Source organism: Marinobacter sp. AL4B, from assembly GCF_019916045.1.
In the GTDB taxonomy this organism is placed as follows: Bacteria; Pseudomonadota; Gammaproteobacteria; order Pseudomonadales; family Oleiphilaceae; genus Marinobacter.
The window spans coordinates 645,497-660,393 of sequence record NZ_JAILWZ010000011.1 but is presented as its reverse complement, the minus strand read 5'-3'; the positions used below and the strand labels follow the sequence as shown (position 1 = coordinate 660,393).

The following is a 14,897-nucleotide window of genomic DNA, read 5'->3' as shown; positions in this document are numbered from 1 at the left end:
TCCTTAGTCTGATACCCCCTCCGTTGCGGAATAAGGAGTAGCGATGATCGTTAAGCGAAAGCTCTCAGAGGACGGCGTATGACGGTAAGTACGCGGCGAAGTGATAGCGGTCAGGTGCTGGTGATTCAGGTGCAGGGCCGGTTCGATTTCAGCACTCATCAGGCATTCCGGGATGCGTACGAGCATTGTGATGAGCCGGTTAAAGAGTACGTGGTTGATCTGACTCATACGACTTATCTTGATAGCTCTGCGTTGGGCATGCTGTTGCTACTGCGAGATCATGCTGACGGTGATGTTGCCAGTGTGGTAATCGAAAACTGCAATGCCGATGTGCGGCGAATCCTTTCCATCTCTAATTTCGAACAGCTTTTCAGCATTCGTTGAGACTTCCACTGTGAATCTTTTAATCGCGGAAGACAGCGACGGCGACCGGATGATTCTCGCCACGCTGCTTCGTCGCTTAGGGCATCATGTGTATGAGGCCTCTGACGGGCTAAAGGCTGTCTCGGTGTTCGTAAAGTTCGAGCCCGACATTGTGCTCATGGATGCGTTGATGCCAACCATGAGCGGCATGGAAGCAGCGCGAAGAATTAAAACGCTGGCAGGTACACGTTTTGTTCCTGTAATTTTTATTACCGCGCTGGCCAGCGAACGCGAACAAGCGCAATGCCTGGAAGCTGGGGGCGATGATTTTTTACTGAAGCCATACAGCCGCGTGATCCTCGAAGCCAAAATTAATGCCTACAGCCGAATGCTTAACCTGCAACGTTCGGTGATGCAGCAGCGCGATCAAATCCGAATGCAAAACGAGCAGATGCTTGCAGACCAGCGTTTGGCAAGACGAGTTTTCGACAACGTTGCACATACCGGCTGCCTGGATGCGCCGAATATTCGTTATCACGCCTCACCGCTTTCAATTTTTAACGGCGATGTTTTGTTTGCTGCTGAGCGCCCTGGGGGCGGTACGTTGATTTTTATGGGGGATTTCACCGGCCACGGTTTGCCCGCGGCCATCGGTGCGATGCCTATCGCCGAAGTGTTTTATGGCATGACCGCAAAGGGATTTGGTGCGACAGATCTTCTTACAGAAATAAACCAGAAGTTATGTAATATTTTACCCGTCGGCATGTTTTGTTGTGGCGCGTTGCTTGAGGCAGATGGCAAGCAGGGGACAATAGGTGTTTGGAATGGTGGGCTGCCAGATGGCTGGCTGGTTCGTAAAAGTGGTGAGCGACTTGCCATTCCTTCACTACACTTGCCCCTAGGAGTTCAGTCGCTGGAGCGGTTTGACGCGACTATGGAACTGCTCACTTCGGCGCCTGGGGATTACGTGGTCCTGATGACCGATGGCTTCCCTGAATCGTGTGACGCTCACGGTAAGCGCCTCGGTGAGGACCTTGTCCGTCAAGTGCTCGCGGAGCTTGGCCCCGGTGATCACCCGTTCGACGTTTTGCTGGCTCGACTGCAAGCGTTTACCGGGCACCCTGATCCGGCCGATGATATGACGTTGTGTTGTTTGGAGGTCGTCGCCCAAGGTGCCATTAAGGAAGTCACGGAATCAGCCCCTGAATCCGCGCTGTCTGGCCCGGGAAGTTGGCATTGTGTGTATGAAGTTCGTGACCAGGCTCTGGCGGATTTCAACCCATTGCCACTGCTTTTGCACATATGCATGGAAGTGCCGGGATTGCGGCGGCGAAGTGGTGAGGTGTTTACCCTTTTGTCGGAGTTGTACAGCAACGCCTTGGAGCACGGTGTTCTGAAACTCTCCTCAGAATGGAAAAAATCCGCGGAAGGCTTTAGCCTTTACTATGAGGAGCGAATGCGCCGACTGTATGACACGCACGGGCACTATATCCGGTTTACATTGGATCATGAACCCTTGGCAGAGGCGGGCCGGCTAAGAATTCGCTGCGAAGACAGTGGTCAGGGTTTTGATCCAAAGGTGAACACAACGAGCGTCCCTACGAATTCTGTTCACGAGTATTCGGGGAGAGGAATGGGGATCTTGAAGCGTTTGGCCAAAGAGGTCAGCATCTGCGGTTCGGGTAACTGTGTCGAAATCGTCTATGATTGGGAATTCCCGGCGCAAGGGGCTACGAATCGGTGATGAAAGATGCTGAACGCAACCGCGAGGACACATAATGAGCCACATACCCCGTTTGGATGAAGAAGCCTTAGCGGAGCTGCAGGATATTATGGAAGATGAGTTTAGCGTGCTCATCGAAACTTATCTGGCGGACTCGCGTACTCGGATATCCGGATTGAAAGAGGCAGTGGGTGCCGGCGATTCGGAGCGTCTTGGAAAAGCGGCCCATAGTCTGAAAGGAAGCTGTATCAATATTGGTGTGCCGAAACTCGGCAGTTTGTGTTTTGAATTGGAGGTGTTGGGTAAAGAAGATCGCTTGGAAGAGGCAGAGCATTTGCTGGCTTCGGTCGAACAGGAATTTGAAGAAGTCGCGCGAGAGCTGGAAAGCTTTAATCGGTAAAGCCAGAAACACCAAGACTTGGCATCGCTTTTGCTGCGTTACAGGATGGGTCCCATCGGGGGTGCTCCTGAGACATAAAACGGCAAGAGGTTGCCATGCAGCAGACAATTCTTTCCCAAATGCCATCCTCCGGCACACAGCAAGACGCTGTCGGGCCTAAGACTGTTGCCAACAGTCGACGTTCAGAAAAACGCGATAGTCCTTTTGATCAGGTTTCGCGAGCCGAGCAGGACCGCCTTGAAAAGCGTCGACTGGAGCAAAAACGCGCCGATCGTAAAGAAGCTTCGAGTGCCGCTCAGGAAGACTCGAGAGCTCAAAATGCGCAGCCTCAAGAGCGAGTCGCCAGTAACAAAGTGTCGGCCGAAACCAGCAAAAATACTGCAGGTGATAAAACGAAGCCCAGTTCGCAAGCGGCTGACGAAGCTTCAGACACCGCGCCAGTGGGTGAATCTCACGAACAGGCAGACTCTCCGGCACCTCTTACCTTCGCCAACCTGCAATCTTTGATGCCGACCAATGGGAGTGCCGGAACCGCTGGGGGCACCGTCAACGTAGCAATGGTGAACAGTGGTCTGCCTGGAAAGCCGCTCGTTGCGAATGGCCAGGGTGCCGGCACAGGCGGATTAATATCTAACGCTCAATTTTCAGATTTACTGGCGGCCAATGTGACAACCGAAACGGCGCGGCCAGTTGATCCGACCAGCATGCTCTCATCGCCCCGATTCCAAGGTGCTCTGGATAACGCCGCACAACAGGTCATGCAAGGCAAGCTGGCAGGTGATGCGAACATACCGTTACGGGGGTATTCCACCACTGTGGATGTGCCGGTGGGGCAGGCCGAGTGGGGTGATAAAGTGATGGGTAAGTTAAGTTGGCTTACCGCTAAAAACCTGCAAGTTGCCGAAATTCACCTCACGCCTCCCGATATGGGCCCTATGGAGGTGAAGGTGAGGGTTCAGAATGATCAGGCGGCGGTCACTGTGCACGCCGCTAACCCAGTGGTTCGGGAGCAGTTGGAGCTTCATTCCAACCGATTGCGAGACATGCTGGCGGAGCAGGGCGTTGCCTTGAGTGAGTTCGATGTCTCTGATCAGCGGGGAGGTCAGGCCGATGCAGAAGGAGATAGCTCCGGGCAGGGCGAAGGTTCCCGACAGGGGACGAGCGGGTTGAATACCGCTGAGCTTGAGGGGAAAGAAACAGCATCGGGCCATCTCGATTTGGCTTGGAAAGGCGAGCTCGATATCTTTGCTTGAAGTCCACAGGTTGACGGCAGAGAGAAGCTCCCTTCAAAACGTTTTTGCCCATCCTCCTCCGCGGCGCTAAACTGCTGGTTTGAATAGAAAGGATGGCGCGTTTGGCCCACCCTTTGCATCAACCTCGGAAAACGTACTCTGAATACTTCAGGGTGACGATAATCTGACAAAGCGGACATCATGGCAGAAAACAATACCGCACAAGCGCCCGAGAAAAAGGGCAAAATGAAAATGGTTATCACGGTGGTGGTGATCACACTGCTGGCAATTGGCTTGTCTGTCGCAGGTACACTCTGGTTTCTGAAAGATGGTGCATCCAGTGCGGTTGAGGACACTTCAGCGGAACCCTCTGAACCAGAGTTTCAGCCCAGTATTTACAGTGATATCCAGAAACCCTTGCGAACCACGGTGCAAGCGCAAGGTCGACAGCGCTATGCCCAGATCTACTTGTCGTTCGAGGCAAAAGACACTTCTGCGCTGGAGGGGGCTGAAAAGCACATGCCGTTGATTCTGAATCAGCTGAACATGTTGCTGGGTAGCACGCAATTTGCGGATTTGCAGACGCCGGAAGGGCGGGTCGCTCTGTCTGAGAAAATGCTGGAAGCGGTCAACAAAATGCTGGAGCAAGAGGGGGAGCCTGCTATTGCTCGGGTGTTGTTCCGGAACTTTGTTGTGCAGTAGGCCATTGTCAGGGCAGGACCCGTTATGCAGGATTTATTATCACAGGAAGAAATCGATGCGCTCCTCCACGGTGTGGATGATGGCGATATCGATACCTATGATGAAAGCGACGACACTGGCGTAAAGAATTACGATCTTGCCAGTCAGGATCGTATCGTCCGTGGCCGTATGCCCACGCTCGAAATGATTAACGAGCGCTTTGCCCGATACACCCGAATCAGTTTGTTCAATTTGTTGCGCCGGAATGCGGATGTATCGACGGGCGGCGTGCAGATTATGAAGTTTGGTGAGTACGTGCACACGCTCTACGTGCCAACCAGTCTCAACCTCTGCAAAGTCCGTCCGCTTCGTGGTACTTCATTGTTTGTATTAGATGCCAAATTGGTGTTCAAACTGGTTGATAATTTCTTCGGAGGAGAGGGGCGGCACGCCAAGATTGAAGGGCGTGAGTTTACGCCGACTGAAAACCGGATTGTGCAGATGGTATTGAATCAGGTATTCGCGGATATGAAGGAAGCCTGGCAAGCCGTCTTGAACATTGATTTCGATTACATGAGTTCTGAAGTTAACCCTTCAATGGCCAACATTGTCAGCCCGAGTGAAGTAGTGGTTGTCAGCACTTTTCACATTGAATTGGATGGCGGCGGGGGCGAACTTCATCTCGCGATGCCTTATGCCATGATCGAACCCATTCGTGATGTACTGGATGCGGGCGTTCAGAGTGATATTGATGACGTTGATGAGCGTTGGGTCAATGCCTTACAGGAAGATGTCAAAGACATCAGCGTGCCGATCAATACCACGGTTTGTCAGCGCAGAATCTCGCTTCGGGATCTTGCTAAGTTGAAAGCGGGCGACGTGATTCCTGTCGAGCTTGCTGAGCATCTCACGGTAACGGCCAACGGCGTTCCCGTATACAAGGCAACGATGGGAACCCGTGACGGCAAGTTGGCGCTACGAATTCATGAAAGGGCGACGTTGCCCAAGGTGAAGAAACAACTGAAGGTGGGACGCAATGGCTGACGACGATAAAAAAGACGATAAAGAGCTCACGGAAGACGAAAAGCTGGCGGCCGAGTGGGAAGCAGCGATGGGTGAATCCGGCGATACGAACACCGAGGAGTCTACCGAGGATGCCTGGGCCGGAGCTATGGCTGAAGCCGAGGGAAGTGCGTCTGAAGGAACTGCTGAACAGCAGGTTCGTGCCGCCCCGATGGAAGAGTTTTCGGAAGACAGCGGTTCAGAAGGAGGCGTGGGATCGCCGGATATGGACGTTATTCTCGATATCCCGGTAACGATCTCAATGGAAGTGGGTAACACGCAGATTCCTATTCGCAACCTGTTGCAGTTGAACCAAGGCTCCGTTATCGAACTGGACCGGCTGGCCGGTGAGCCTTTGGACGTGCTGGTTAATGGCACGCTGATTGCCCACGGCGAAGTGGTTATGGTGAATGAAAAGTTCGGTATCCGGCTGACAGACGTCATCAGCCCGGGCGAGCGTATCAAACGGTTGCAGAAATAGCGTGAGTTATTGGTTGCGTTGTCTGCTACCCGCACTGTTAAGTATGCCGGCTATTGCTGAACAGGCTGCAGAGCCTGTTCAGCAAGTTGCGCGCAACACGCCCGATACGGTCGGTATGATTATTAGCCTCGGGCTCGGGTTGGTGGCGGTTATTGCTGTCATATACGGGTGTGCCTGGTTGATTCGTCGCATGACGGGTACGGCAGGCATGAATAACAACGCGATTCGAGTGGTTTCTGTTCTCGCCATTGGCACTCGCGAACGCATCGCTCTGGTAGAAGTGGGTGGCCAACAAATCCTTCTGGGCATTACGCCGGGCAGCATTAGAACACTACAGGTGTTTGACGAACCCGTCGTGGATGCCGGCAATACGGGTACCAGCGACTTCGCCCGCAAGCTGCAGGGGTTGATAGGGAAATCCTGGACAGCCCCGGAGCCTAAAGAGTAACACTATGGTGAATGCCGCTATTCGATCTTGTCTGCCTTATTTAGCCCTTCTTGCTGGCCTGTTCTTGCCGGCTGTCGCCTCGGCGGATTTGCCAGGTATACCGGCCTTTTCCGTTCAACCGGGTGAAGACGGTACAGAAGAATATACGGTAACTCTACAAATATTGGCGCTGATGACAGCGCTGACATTCTTGCCTGCGATGTTGATGATGATGACATCGTTCACTCGTATCATTGTCGTTTTTGCAATCCTGAGGCAGGCATTGGGGCTTCAAGCTACGCCCTCGAACCAGATTTTGTTAGGGCTGGCCCTCTTCCTCAGTATTTTTATCATGAAGCCGGTTCTGGAAGAGGCCAATCAGGTGGGGTTGCAGCCCTATCTGCAGGAGGAGGTCACTTCACTGGAAGCCGTGGAATTGGCCAGTGAGCCGTTCCGGAAATTCATGCTGGAGCAAACGCGAGAATCAGATTTGGCGTTGTTTATGCGGCTGGCGGAGGTGGAGTACGAAACCCCGGAAGACGTGTCATTTTGGGTTTTGATGCCGGCGTTTGTTACCAGTGAGCTGAAAACCGCTTTTCAGATTGGTTTCATACTGTTTATACCTTTTTTGATTCTCGACATGGTGGTTGCCAGCGTCTTGATGGCGATGGGTATGATGATGTTGTCGCCGATCATCATATCGTTGCCGTTCAAGATCATGCTCTTCGTGCTGGTAGATGGGTGGGCCCTGATTATGGGTACCCTTGCTGCCAGTTACGGCATATAGGAGGCAAGACATGACGCCTGAAACCGCGATTGATATTGTCCGTGAAGCACTTTGGATGATTGTTCTGTTCGCAGGCGTCATCATTGGCCCCGGCTTGGTGATTGGTTTGGTGGTCAGTACCTTTCAGGCTGCCACCCAAATCAACGAGCAAACGTTGAGTTTTCTGCCACGGTTGTTGGTTACTCTGATCGTGATCATTGCGGCCGGACCATGGATGCTCACCACCCTGCTGGACCATGCCCGCGGGCTTATTTCCAGTATTCCTTACTTGATTGGCTAGCGGATGTTTCCGGCGGAGTTCAGTACAGATCTGTTGGGGCAGTGGGTCGGGCAGCACCTTTGGCCGCTGTTCCGCTTGGCCAGTTTCCTGATGGTTATTCCCATCTTCGGCACGCAGCTGGTGCCAGCGCGAGTGCGCTTGGGGCTGGCCTTACTGATGACCATTCTGATTGTCCCTATGATTCCTGAAGTGCCCAAGGTTGAAGCCTTGAGTGCTGATGCTGTTGTGATCACACTTCAACAGATTCTGATTGGTGTCGGGTTGGGGTTTGCGTTAACAGCTCTATGGCAGCTATTTGTGATTGCCGGCCAGATGATTGCCATGCAGATGGGCTTGGGCTTTGCCTCCATGGTGGACCCCGCCAACGGCGTGAATGTGCCGGTGCTGGCTCAGATCTATACAATTACCATTACCCTTTTGTTTTTGTTGATGAACGGCCATCTGGTGGCGTTCGAGATCTTCATCGAAAGCTTTCATACCATGCCAATTGGTTTGGATGGTTTAGGGCAAAGCGGGGTGTGGGCATTGGCGCATCGGATCAGCTGGATGTTCGCGTCGGCTATGTTGTTGGCGCTGCCCGCGGTAACGGCGGTGCTGATCGTGAATATTTCGTTCGGTGTGATGACGCGGGCTGCGCCGCAGATGAACATTTTTGCGTTGGGTTTCCCGATAGGTCTGATTTTCGGTTTGTTCGCCATTTGGGTCTTACACGGAAATTTCCTGCCACACTTTGATCAGTACACCCGTGAGACGTTCGACTTTATGCGCCAGTTGCAGGGGCGTTAATCATGGCTGAAGAGAACGACAACAGTCAGGAGAAAACCGAAGAACCTACCCCCCGAAGGCTTGAAAAGGCCAAAGAGGACGGCCAGGCCGCCCGCTCGAAAGAGCTAGCGACCATGGCGGTGTTGCTTGCCGGGGCAGGTGGTTTACTGATGTTTGGTACGTCGTTGGCACTCACCTTCGAAGGCATCATGCGGGATGCGTTTGTGATCGAGCGTGCGTCGATTTTTGATACTCGCCACATGAGTGTGCAGTTAATTGTTTCGGCCAAAGAGGCCGCCCTGGCTTTATCTCCCATTCTGATTTTGCTGCTGATTGCCGCTATTGCCGGTTCGATCGGTATTGGTGGTTTGTTGTTCAGTGCTAAGGCCATTGCTCCGAAAGCCAATCGGATGAACCCGATCAAAGGCTTGGGTCGGATGTTTTCGATGCGATCGCTTATTGAGTTGGTGAAGGCTATTGCCAAGGTGGGGTTGGTGTTGGCGATTGCGATCATGATTCTGAATCTTCGTACGGATGATTTGTTGAGCATTGCGGAAGAGCCGGTGGTGCCGGCGATGGAGCATGTGTTGTGGACGCTGGGCTGGAGTTTTTTGGTGTTGTCTTGCGCCACGATCATTATTGCGATGATTGATGTGCCCTTTCAGATTTATGACCATCAGAAGAAGCTTCGGATGACGAAGCAAGAGGTGAAGGACGAGTACAAGGATTCGGAGGGCAAGCCGGAGGTTAAAGGTAAGATTCGTCAGCTTCAGCGGGAGATGGCGCAGCGCCGGATGATGCAGGATGTGCCGACGGCGGATGTGGTGATTACGAACCCGACGCATTATGCGGTGGCGCTAAAGTACGATCAGGATGCCATGGGTGCGCCTGTGGTGGTGGCGAAGGGTGCTGATGAGGTGGCGTTCAAGATTATGGAGATAGCTCGGGAGCATAAGGTGGAGGTGTTGCGTACGCCGCCTTTGACTCGGGCGGTTTATCATAACTCGGATGTTGGTGAGGAAATTCCCGACGGGCTGTATATGGCGATAGCTCAAGTATTGGCTTACGTTTTTCAGCTGCGGCAGTTCCGGAAGGGGCGCGGTCCCAAACCTGGAATGCCCGATTTCCCCATTCCCCGGGATTTGCGCCACTGATTTTAGTTCCGGGCCGATGGTCCGGTTGCTCCGGTCACATCTTCATACCCTCACGAATCGTTTGCCCTGCCAGAGTCCCGCTGAGTACTATAGCTTGCTTCTTAATGGCGGCGTCGTCGCTATACACCTCGGAGAGAACCTATCCATGGATTTCGCGTTTGTTGAAGATATACAGTTCGGTTTTGATATCGCCACCAGCATATCGATTATTTTTGCCGGACTGGCGGTTACTTTTTCATCCATCTATCGTGTCGTCGCATCGAAGCGCCAGGGCATCAATGAGCGGGTGAAGGCCACATCGCTGGAAAAGGTCATCAGTATCAAGGCTGAATTTGAAGATGCCTTCAGCGCCATGGTGGATGTGTCCACAAAACTCGAAAATCCCATTGATCGCTGGGCCAGCCGATCTGAAGGTCTCACTGCGTTGGCGGACAAGGTGGGCCGTGATCCGGCATTTCTTGAACGGCTGGTTGCCAAGACCGATGAATTCAAAGAGGCCGTAGGTAATTACTATGAATCCATCGAGAAGCGCCGTTACACCCTGATTCCGGTTCTGGATTCGATTCCTGGTCAGCAGCAGTTTCTGAAGGTGTTCCTGGAGGACATGGCCGACATCAGCCGCATGTATAACAGCATGGCCGGCGGCCACTTTTCGTTGCTCAGGGAAGTAATCAGTACTCAGCAGTTCGTAGATCGGCTTTTGCAGGACGTGACCTCGGAGGAAGCCAGCGACCGCCTGGACGTGTTGCTGGACAGCAAGGAGTTCCAGGCCATGGCCTATTCCGTGATTTCTGACAGTGATTACCTGGACTGGACTCGCTCACTGTGCCCGGATGAAAAGGAAGACAGTTTCCAGGAACTGGTGGAGTCTGGCGAGCTCATGGAAAAGGATTTTGACCTGTTCCGGGATTTGCTGCTGAATTTCTCGATTGGCCTTATTAACCGGCCTAATGCGTTCATTGCCCAGATACTGATGGGTATTTCCCGTCAGGTTCAGCAGGCTAGAATCGAGTGCAAAGATATACTGATCAAGCTGGCGGCCATGAGCCACAAACTGCTGTCGAAAGAGAACGGGGCGTCCCTGATGTCGGTCATCGAAAAGTACGAAGGTGATGATTACTTCGGTAGGAATACTTTGATTCGGTAAAACGCCTGTCGGTAGCCGACACAAAAAAACCGGTCTGTCACCTCTGTGCCAGACCGGTTTTTGGTTCTGCCCGAGGGGCTATTCCTGATTTTGCTGGTAAATGGTCTTGCCCCACGCCTCCCGGCCGCCCGGAAGCAGCAGGTTGAGGACAATTGCGACCACCGAGCACAGGGCGATGCCTTCCATGTGGCCGATGACCATGCCACCGATGCCGAATACCAAGGTCACTCCGACAATCACCAGATTGCGGGCCTGGGACAGATCCACCTGATGACGGATCAGGGTATTGAGCCCTACCACAGCGATGGAGCCGAACAGCAGACACAGGATGCCGCCCATAACAGGGACCGGGATGGTTTGCAGGGTCGCGCCGAATTTGCCAACAAAGGCCAGTACGATGGCCGTACCAGCTGCCCACCACATCACTTTAGGGTTGAAGTTACGGGTCAGCATGACGGCACCGGTGACTTCGGAATAAGTGGTATTGGGTGGTCCGCCAAGCATGGAGGCAGCGCTGGTGGCTAGGCCGTCGCCGAGCAGGGTGCGGTGCAGGCCCGGCTTCTCCAGGTAGTTTTTGCGGGTGACGTTGCCGATGGCCAGTACGTCGCCGATGTGCTCAATCGCGGGGGCGATTGCGACGGGGATCATGAACAGGATGGCTCCCCAACTGAAGGCCGGGGCGACGAAGTTCGGAATGGCGAACCAGGCCGCTTCCTGGACGGGGGTGGTGTCTACGATGCCGGCGAAGGCCGAGAGGATGTAACCCACGATGATCCCTATCATGATCGGAATCAGGCGGAAGATGCCTTTTGCCCAGACGGTCATGATGATGGTTACCAGCAGTGAGATCATTGCGATCACCAATGCGGTGTCTTCGGGCACGAGTTGGGTGCCACCATCACCGGTGCGACCCGAAGCCATGTTCACGGCGACTGGGGCCAGCCCCAAGCCGATGGTCATGATAACCGGTGCGATGACCACGGGCGGGAGCAAACGGGTGACGAAGCCGGTTCCGCGCAGGCGGATGATGCCGGAGAGGGCGATGTAGAGTATGCCTGCTGCCATCAGGCCGCCAAGGGTTTCTTGCAGGCCGAACTGGCTTTTGGCCGCCATGATCGGGGCAATGAAGGCGAAGGATGAGGCAAGGAAAATGGGAATCTGGCCGCCGGTGACGACATGAAAGATCAGTGTGCCGAGCCCCGCGGTAAAGAGCGCGACGTTAGGATCAAGTCCTGTGATCAGTGGCATCAGTACCAGTGCGCCGAAGGCGACCAGTAGCATTTGCGAGCCGGCTATGGCCTGTTTCCAGGTCGAGTCAGTCGTGATGTCCTGCATCCTTAAACATCCTTTTGCTTGGTGCCGAAGATCTTGTCTCCCGCATCGCCGAGGCCCGGCAGGATGTAGCCTTTTTCGTTCAGGCAGTCATCTACAGAGGCAGTGTAGATGGAAACGTCCGGGTGTTTCTCCAGTACTTTTTCTACTCCTTCCGGTGCTGCAACCAGAACCAGTGCCCGGATTTCAGTGCTGCCGGCTTGTTTGAGCAGGTCGATGGTGGAAATCATGGAGCCGCCGGTGGCCAACATGGGATCGATGATCAGCGCTGTGCGCTGGTCCAGTTCACCCACCAGTTTTTCCAGATAGGTTTCTGCTTCGAACGTTTCTTCGTTACGGATCTGACCGACCACGCTGACTCGGGCCACAGGAATCAGACTGAGTACGCCATCCAGCATGCCCAAACCTGCCCTTAAGATGGGGACAATGGTGATCTTTTTGCCGTGTATTTGTTCTACCGCTACCGGTCCGGCCCAGCCGTCGATGGTTTCTTCTTGTAGGGTGAAATCTTTCGTCGCTTCGTAGGTCAGTAGTGCGCCAACTTCTTGAGCCAGTTCACGAAAATTTTTGGTGCTGATGTCTGAACGACGCATTAGGCCGAGCTTGTGTTGGATCAGTGGGTGCTTCACTTCGTGGATAGGCATCGGGGTCACCTGTGGGTTCGGATTTTCTGGCTTGGTTTTTGATCAGTCAAACGGCAAAAGGATACCGTATCCAGGCGCTCACGTCAGGCGATCTGTTAGTGAGAAATCATAAAATTTATAGGGGATGGTACAGATCTTGCGAAGCAGTCTTCATGAAGGGGGGTTGCGTCAGATTTTCGACCCGGTGATGACACCGAATGGCCTCAAAGCACAGTGATCCGGAGAAGCACGCAGTATGGACAGAGCGCTCGTTCTGAATAACGTCAAAACTCTGACGCGAGGGAATCTCGGTGTCCCGCTGATGCTGATGGGGTTGTTGGGCATGATGATCTTGCCCATGCCTGCTTTTTTGCTCGACGTGTTCTTTACGTTCAACATAACGCTGTCGATCGTGATTCTGTTGGTGTGTGTCTATGCGCTCCGGCCAATGGAATTTGCTGCTTTCCCGACTGTGTTGCTGGTCGCTACGTTGCTTAGATTGGGGTTGAACGTAGCCTCTACCCGGATTGTTCTTCTCAATGGGCATGAAGGTGGCGATGCCGCTGGTAAGGTTATCGAGTCGTTTGGCGCGGTGTTGATTGGCGGTAACTACGCCGTTGGTTTGGTGGTATTCGCAATTCTGATGATCATCAACTTTCTGGTAGTAACCAAAGGTGCGGGCCGGGTTTCCGAAGTCAGCGCGCGTTTTACCTTGGATGCCATGCCCGGTAAGCAAATGGCCATCGACGCAGACCTGAACGCCGGCTTGGTGAATCAGGAAGAAGCTAAAGCGCGGCGTTCGGAAATTGCTCAAGAGGCTGATTTTTACGGCTCCATGGACGGTGCGTCTAAGTTTGTGAAAGGTGATGCGGTCGCCGGTTTGTTGATTCTCGCTATTAACATCATTGGCGGTGTGGCCATTGGTATGGTTCAGCATGGCCTGGACTTTACGTTGGCAATGGAGCGGTACGCGTTGCTGACCATTGGCGACGGTCTGGTCGCTCAGATTCCCTCCCTGTTGCTGTCCACGGCAGCCGCCATCATGGTGACCCGAGTGACGTCCAGCCAGGATATGGGTGGTCAGATTCTGCAACAGATGTTCAGTGCGCCTAAAGTTCTCGGAATCGCCGCGGGTATTTTGATTTTATTGGGCTTGATCCCGGGGATGCCGCATGTAGCGTTTTTGGGGCTGGGGTCGCTGGCCGCAGCAGCGGCTTGGTTTATCTGGAAAAGGCAAAGTCAGACAGTTGAAGAAGATGGCGTGTTTGCGGGGCGTGGCAGCATGCCGGCCAGCGTGGCGCGCCAGGGAGGCGAGGTTGTTCCGGATCGAGGTGGTGACGGGCAGGCACTGCCGCCACCCGGTGAGACTCGCGAGCTGGGTTGGGATGATGTAGCCACGGTCGATATTGTGGGTCTGGAAGTGGGCTACCGGTTGATTCCTTTGGTAGACAAGTCTCAGGGTGGCCAATTGCTTAGCCGTATCAAGGGTGTTCGGAAAAAGCTGTCTCAAGACATGGGTTTTCTGATGCCGTCGGTGCATATCCGGGACAACCTGGACCTGATGCCGAACGTTTATCGAGTTACCCTGATGGGCGTCACCATTGCGGAAGCCGAGATCCATCCTGAGCGGGAACTGGCCATTGACCCGGGGCAGGTGTTCGGGAAGGTTGAGGGTATTGCCGGGAAAGATCCCGCGTTTGGTTTGGATGCCATCTGGATTGAGCCGGACCAGAAAGATCAAGCCCAGACTCTGGGTTATACCGTTGTTGATGCCAGCACTGTGGTTGCGACCCATTTGAATCAGATCCTTCAGAAGCACGCCCACGAATTGATCGGTCACGACGAGGCGCAAAAATGGCTGGATCAGCTTGAAAAAATCTCCCCTAAGCTGGCGGAAGAACTGGTTCCGACCACCATATCTATCAGCATTCTGCTCAAGGTACTCCAGAACTTGCTGAAAGAAGAAGTGCCGGTTCGAGACATGCGCTCGATCGCCGAGGCCATCGTTAACGTTCACCCAAAGAGTCAGGATCCGAAGCTGCTTACCACGTTGGCGCGTCAGTCGCTGCGTCGAATGATCGTGCAGAGCATTTGTGGCAACGATTCCGAAATTCCGGTGATCACCTTGGATCCGGACCTGGAACAAATGTTGCTTAAGTCTGTTCAGCAGAGTCAACAATCCGGCGGACAGGATGATATTGGCATGGTGCTAGAGCCGAACATGGTCGAAAAGCTGCAGCGTTCATTGCAAGACAGCGTGCAGCGGCAAGAAATGTTGGGTAAACCAGCCATTCTGTTGGTCTCCGGGCCGTTGCGGCCTGGGCTGGCGAAGTTTGCCAGCTACGGGGTAGAGCGATTGCACGTGCTCTCGTACCAAGAGATTCCGGACAACAAGCAGATCACGATCGTTGCGTCGGTCGGCCAGTAAAGGTGATTAGCG

General features: G+C 53.7%; 16 protein-coding genes. 14 read left to right on the top strand and 2 right to left on the bottom strand.

What is annotated here, in order from left to right:
• The first annotated feature begins 78 nt into the window (after positions 1 to 78).
• The 13 genes from K5L82_RS07220 to K5L82_RS07160 all read left to right on the top strand — a co-directional run bounded on the left by K5L82_RS07220 (position 79) and on the right by K5L82_RS07160 (position 10,502).
• Positions 79 to 384, top strand: a complete 306-nt coding sequence (locus K5L82_RS07220; protein WP_133005981.1) for an STAS domain-containing protein — start codon at positions 79 to 81, stop codon at positions 382 to 384.
• Positions 385 to 394: 10 nt separating this feature from the next.
• Positions 395 to 2,107 (top strand): fused response regulator/phosphatase, encoded by a 1,713-nt coding sequence (locus tag K5L82_RS07215; protein ID WP_316933374.1) that lies wholly within the window; start codon positions 395 to 397, stop codon positions 2,105 to 2,107.
• Positions 2,108 to 2,141: 34 nt separating this feature from the next.
• Positions 2,142 to 2,486 carry an Hpt domain-containing protein gene (locus K5L82_RS07210; RefSeq protein WP_133005980.1) on the top strand — a complete coding sequence of 115 codons (345 nt, stop codon included), beginning with the start codon at positions 2,142 to 2,144 and terminating at the stop codon, positions 2,484 to 2,486.
• 95 nt (positions 2,487 to 2,581) lie between these two features.
• Entirely contained in the window at positions 2,582 to 3,739 is a 1,158-nt protein-coding gene (locus tag K5L82_RS07205; protein ID WP_223133661.1) for a flagellar hook-length control protein FliK, read from the top strand.
• A gap of 180 nt (positions 3,740 to 3,919) precedes the next feature.
• Entirely contained in the window at positions 3,920 to 4,420 is a 501-nt protein-coding gene (locus K5L82_RS07200; protein WP_223133660.1) for a flagellar basal body-associated FliL family protein, read from the top strand.
• Between the two features lie 24 nt (positions 4,421 to 4,444).
• The gene (gene fliM, locus K5L82_RS07195; RefSeq protein WP_133005977.1) at positions 4,445 to 5,443 is read left to right on the top strand and encodes a flagellar motor switch protein FliM; all 999 of its coding nucleotides are present in this window, start codon (positions 4,445 to 4,447) and stop codon (positions 5,441 to 5,443) included.
• Positions 5,436 to 5,942: a flagellar motor switch protein FliN gene (gene fliN, locus K5L82_RS07190; protein ID WP_133005976.1), complete on the top strand. Its 507-nt coding sequence runs from the start codon at positions 5,436 to 5,438 to the stop codon at positions 5,940 to 5,942. The genes fliM and fliN overlap by 8 nt, the downstream gene beginning before the upstream one ends.
• A gap of 43 nt (positions 5,943 to 5,985) precedes the next feature.
• Positions 5,986 to 6,390: a flagellar biosynthetic protein FliO gene (gene fliO, locus K5L82_RS07185; RefSeq protein ID WP_223134015.1), complete on the top strand. Its 405-nt coding sequence runs from the start codon at positions 5,986 to 5,988 to the stop codon at positions 6,388 to 6,390.
• Positions 6,391 to 6,397: 7 nt separating this feature from the next.
• On the top strand, positions 6,398 to 7,156 hold the full coding sequence (gene fliP, locus K5L82_RS07180; RefSeq protein WP_410505856.1) for a flagellar type III secretion system pore protein FliP: 759 nt from the start codon (positions 6,398 to 6,400) through the stop codon (positions 7,154 to 7,156).
• Between the two features lie 10 nt (positions 7,157 to 7,166).
• Entirely contained in the window at positions 7,167 to 7,436 is a 270-nt protein-coding gene (fliQ, locus tag K5L82_RS07175) for a flagellar biosynthesis protein FliQ (protein WP_114333343.1), read from the top strand.
• 3 nt (positions 7,437 to 7,439) lie between these two features.
• Positions 7,440 to 8,222, top strand: a complete 783-nt coding sequence (gene fliR, locus K5L82_RS07170; protein ID WP_133005974.1) for a flagellar biosynthetic protein FliR — start codon at positions 7,440 to 7,442, stop codon at positions 8,220 to 8,222.
• Between the two features lie 2 nt (positions 8,223 to 8,224).
• Positions 8,225 to 9,355, top strand: coding sequence for a flagellar biosynthesis protein FlhB (flhB, locus tag K5L82_RS07165; RefSeq protein ID WP_133005973.1), 1,131 nt, complete (start codon positions 8,225 to 8,227; stop codon positions 9,353 to 9,355).
• A 145-nt stretch (positions 9,356 to 9,500) separates the two neighbouring features.
• Positions 9,501 to 10,502, top strand: coding sequence for a hypothetical protein (locus K5L82_RS07160; protein WP_223133659.1), 1,002 nt, complete (start codon positions 9,501 to 9,503; stop codon positions 10,500 to 10,502).
• Between the two features lie 78 nt (positions 10,503 to 10,580).
• Here K5L82_RS07160 and K5L82_RS07155 read toward each other — a convergent pair whose 3' ends face one another.
• Positions 10,581 to 11,837, bottom strand: a complete 1,257-nt coding sequence (locus K5L82_RS07155; protein ID WP_133005971.1) for a uracil-xanthine permease family protein — start codon at positions 11,835 to 11,837, stop codon at positions 10,581 to 10,583.
• Positions 11,838 to 11,839: 2 nt separating this feature from the next.
• Complete coding sequence (gene upp, locus K5L82_RS07150) at positions 11,840 to 12,478, bottom strand: uracil phosphoribosyltransferase (protein WP_223133658.1); 639 nt, start codon at positions 12,476 to 12,478, stop codon at positions 11,840 to 11,842.
• Positions 12,479 to 12,713: 235 nt separating this feature from the next.
• On the opposite strand from upp, the gene flhA reads away from it, so the two are divergent.
• Positions 12,714 to 14,885: a flagellar biosynthesis protein FlhA gene (gene flhA / locus K5L82_RS07145; RefSeq protein WP_133005969.1), complete on the top strand. Its 2,172-nt coding sequence runs from the start codon at positions 12,714 to 12,716 to the stop codon at positions 14,883 to 14,885.
• Positions 14,886 to 14,897: the final 12 nt, after the last annotated feature.

Coding starts and splice junctions, on each gene's coding strand:
- fliO (WP_223134015.1), top strand. CDS start 5,986: ATGCCGGCTATTGCTGAACAGGCTGCAGAGCCTGTTCAGCAAGTTGCG.
- K5L82_RS07220 (WP_133005981.1), top strand. CDS start 79: ATGACGGTAAGTACGCGGCGAAGTGATAGCGGTCAGGTGCTGGTGATT.
- K5L82_RS07205 (WP_223133661.1), top strand. CDS start 2,582: ATGCAGCAGACAATTCTTTCCCAAATGCCATCCTCCGGCACACAGCAA.
- K5L82_RS07200 (WP_223133660.1), top strand. CDS start 3,920: ATGGCAGAAAACAATACCGCACAAGCGCCCGAGAAAAAGGGCAAAATG.
- K5L82_RS07210 (WP_133005980.1), top strand. CDS start 2,142: ATGAGCCACATACCCCGTTTGGATGAAGAAGCCTTAGCGGAGCTGCAG.
- fliN (WP_133005976.1), top strand. CDS start 5,436: ATGGCTGACGACGATAAAAAAGACGATAAAGAGCTCACGGAAGACGAA.
- fliR (WP_133005974.1), top strand. CDS start 7,440: ATGTTTCCGGCGGAGTTCAGTACAGATCTGTTGGGGCAGTGGGTCGGG.
- fliM (WP_133005977.1), top strand. CDS start 4,445: ATGCAGGATTTATTATCACAGGAAGAAATCGATGCGCTCCTCCACGGT.
- flhB (WP_133005973.1), top strand. CDS start 8,225: ATGGCTGAAGAGAACGACAACAGTCAGGAGAAAACCGAAGAACCTACC.
- flhA (WP_133005969.1), top strand. CDS start 12,714: ATGGACAGAGCGCTCGTTCTGAATAACGTCAAAACTCTGACGCGAGGG.
- K5L82_RS07155 (WP_133005971.1), bottom strand. CDS start 11,837: ATGCAGGACATCACGACTGACTCGACCTGGAAACAGGCCATAGCCGGC.
- fliQ (WP_114333343.1), top strand. CDS start 7,167: ATGACGCCTGAAACCGCGATTGATATTGTCCGTGAAGCACTTTGGATG.
- K5L82_RS07160 (WP_223133659.1), top strand. CDS start 9,501: ATGGATTTCGCGTTTGTTGAAGATATACAGTTCGGTTTTGATATCGCC.
- upp (WP_223133658.1), bottom strand. CDS start 12,478: ATGCCTATCCACGAAGTGAAGCACCCACTGATCCAACACAAGCTCGGC.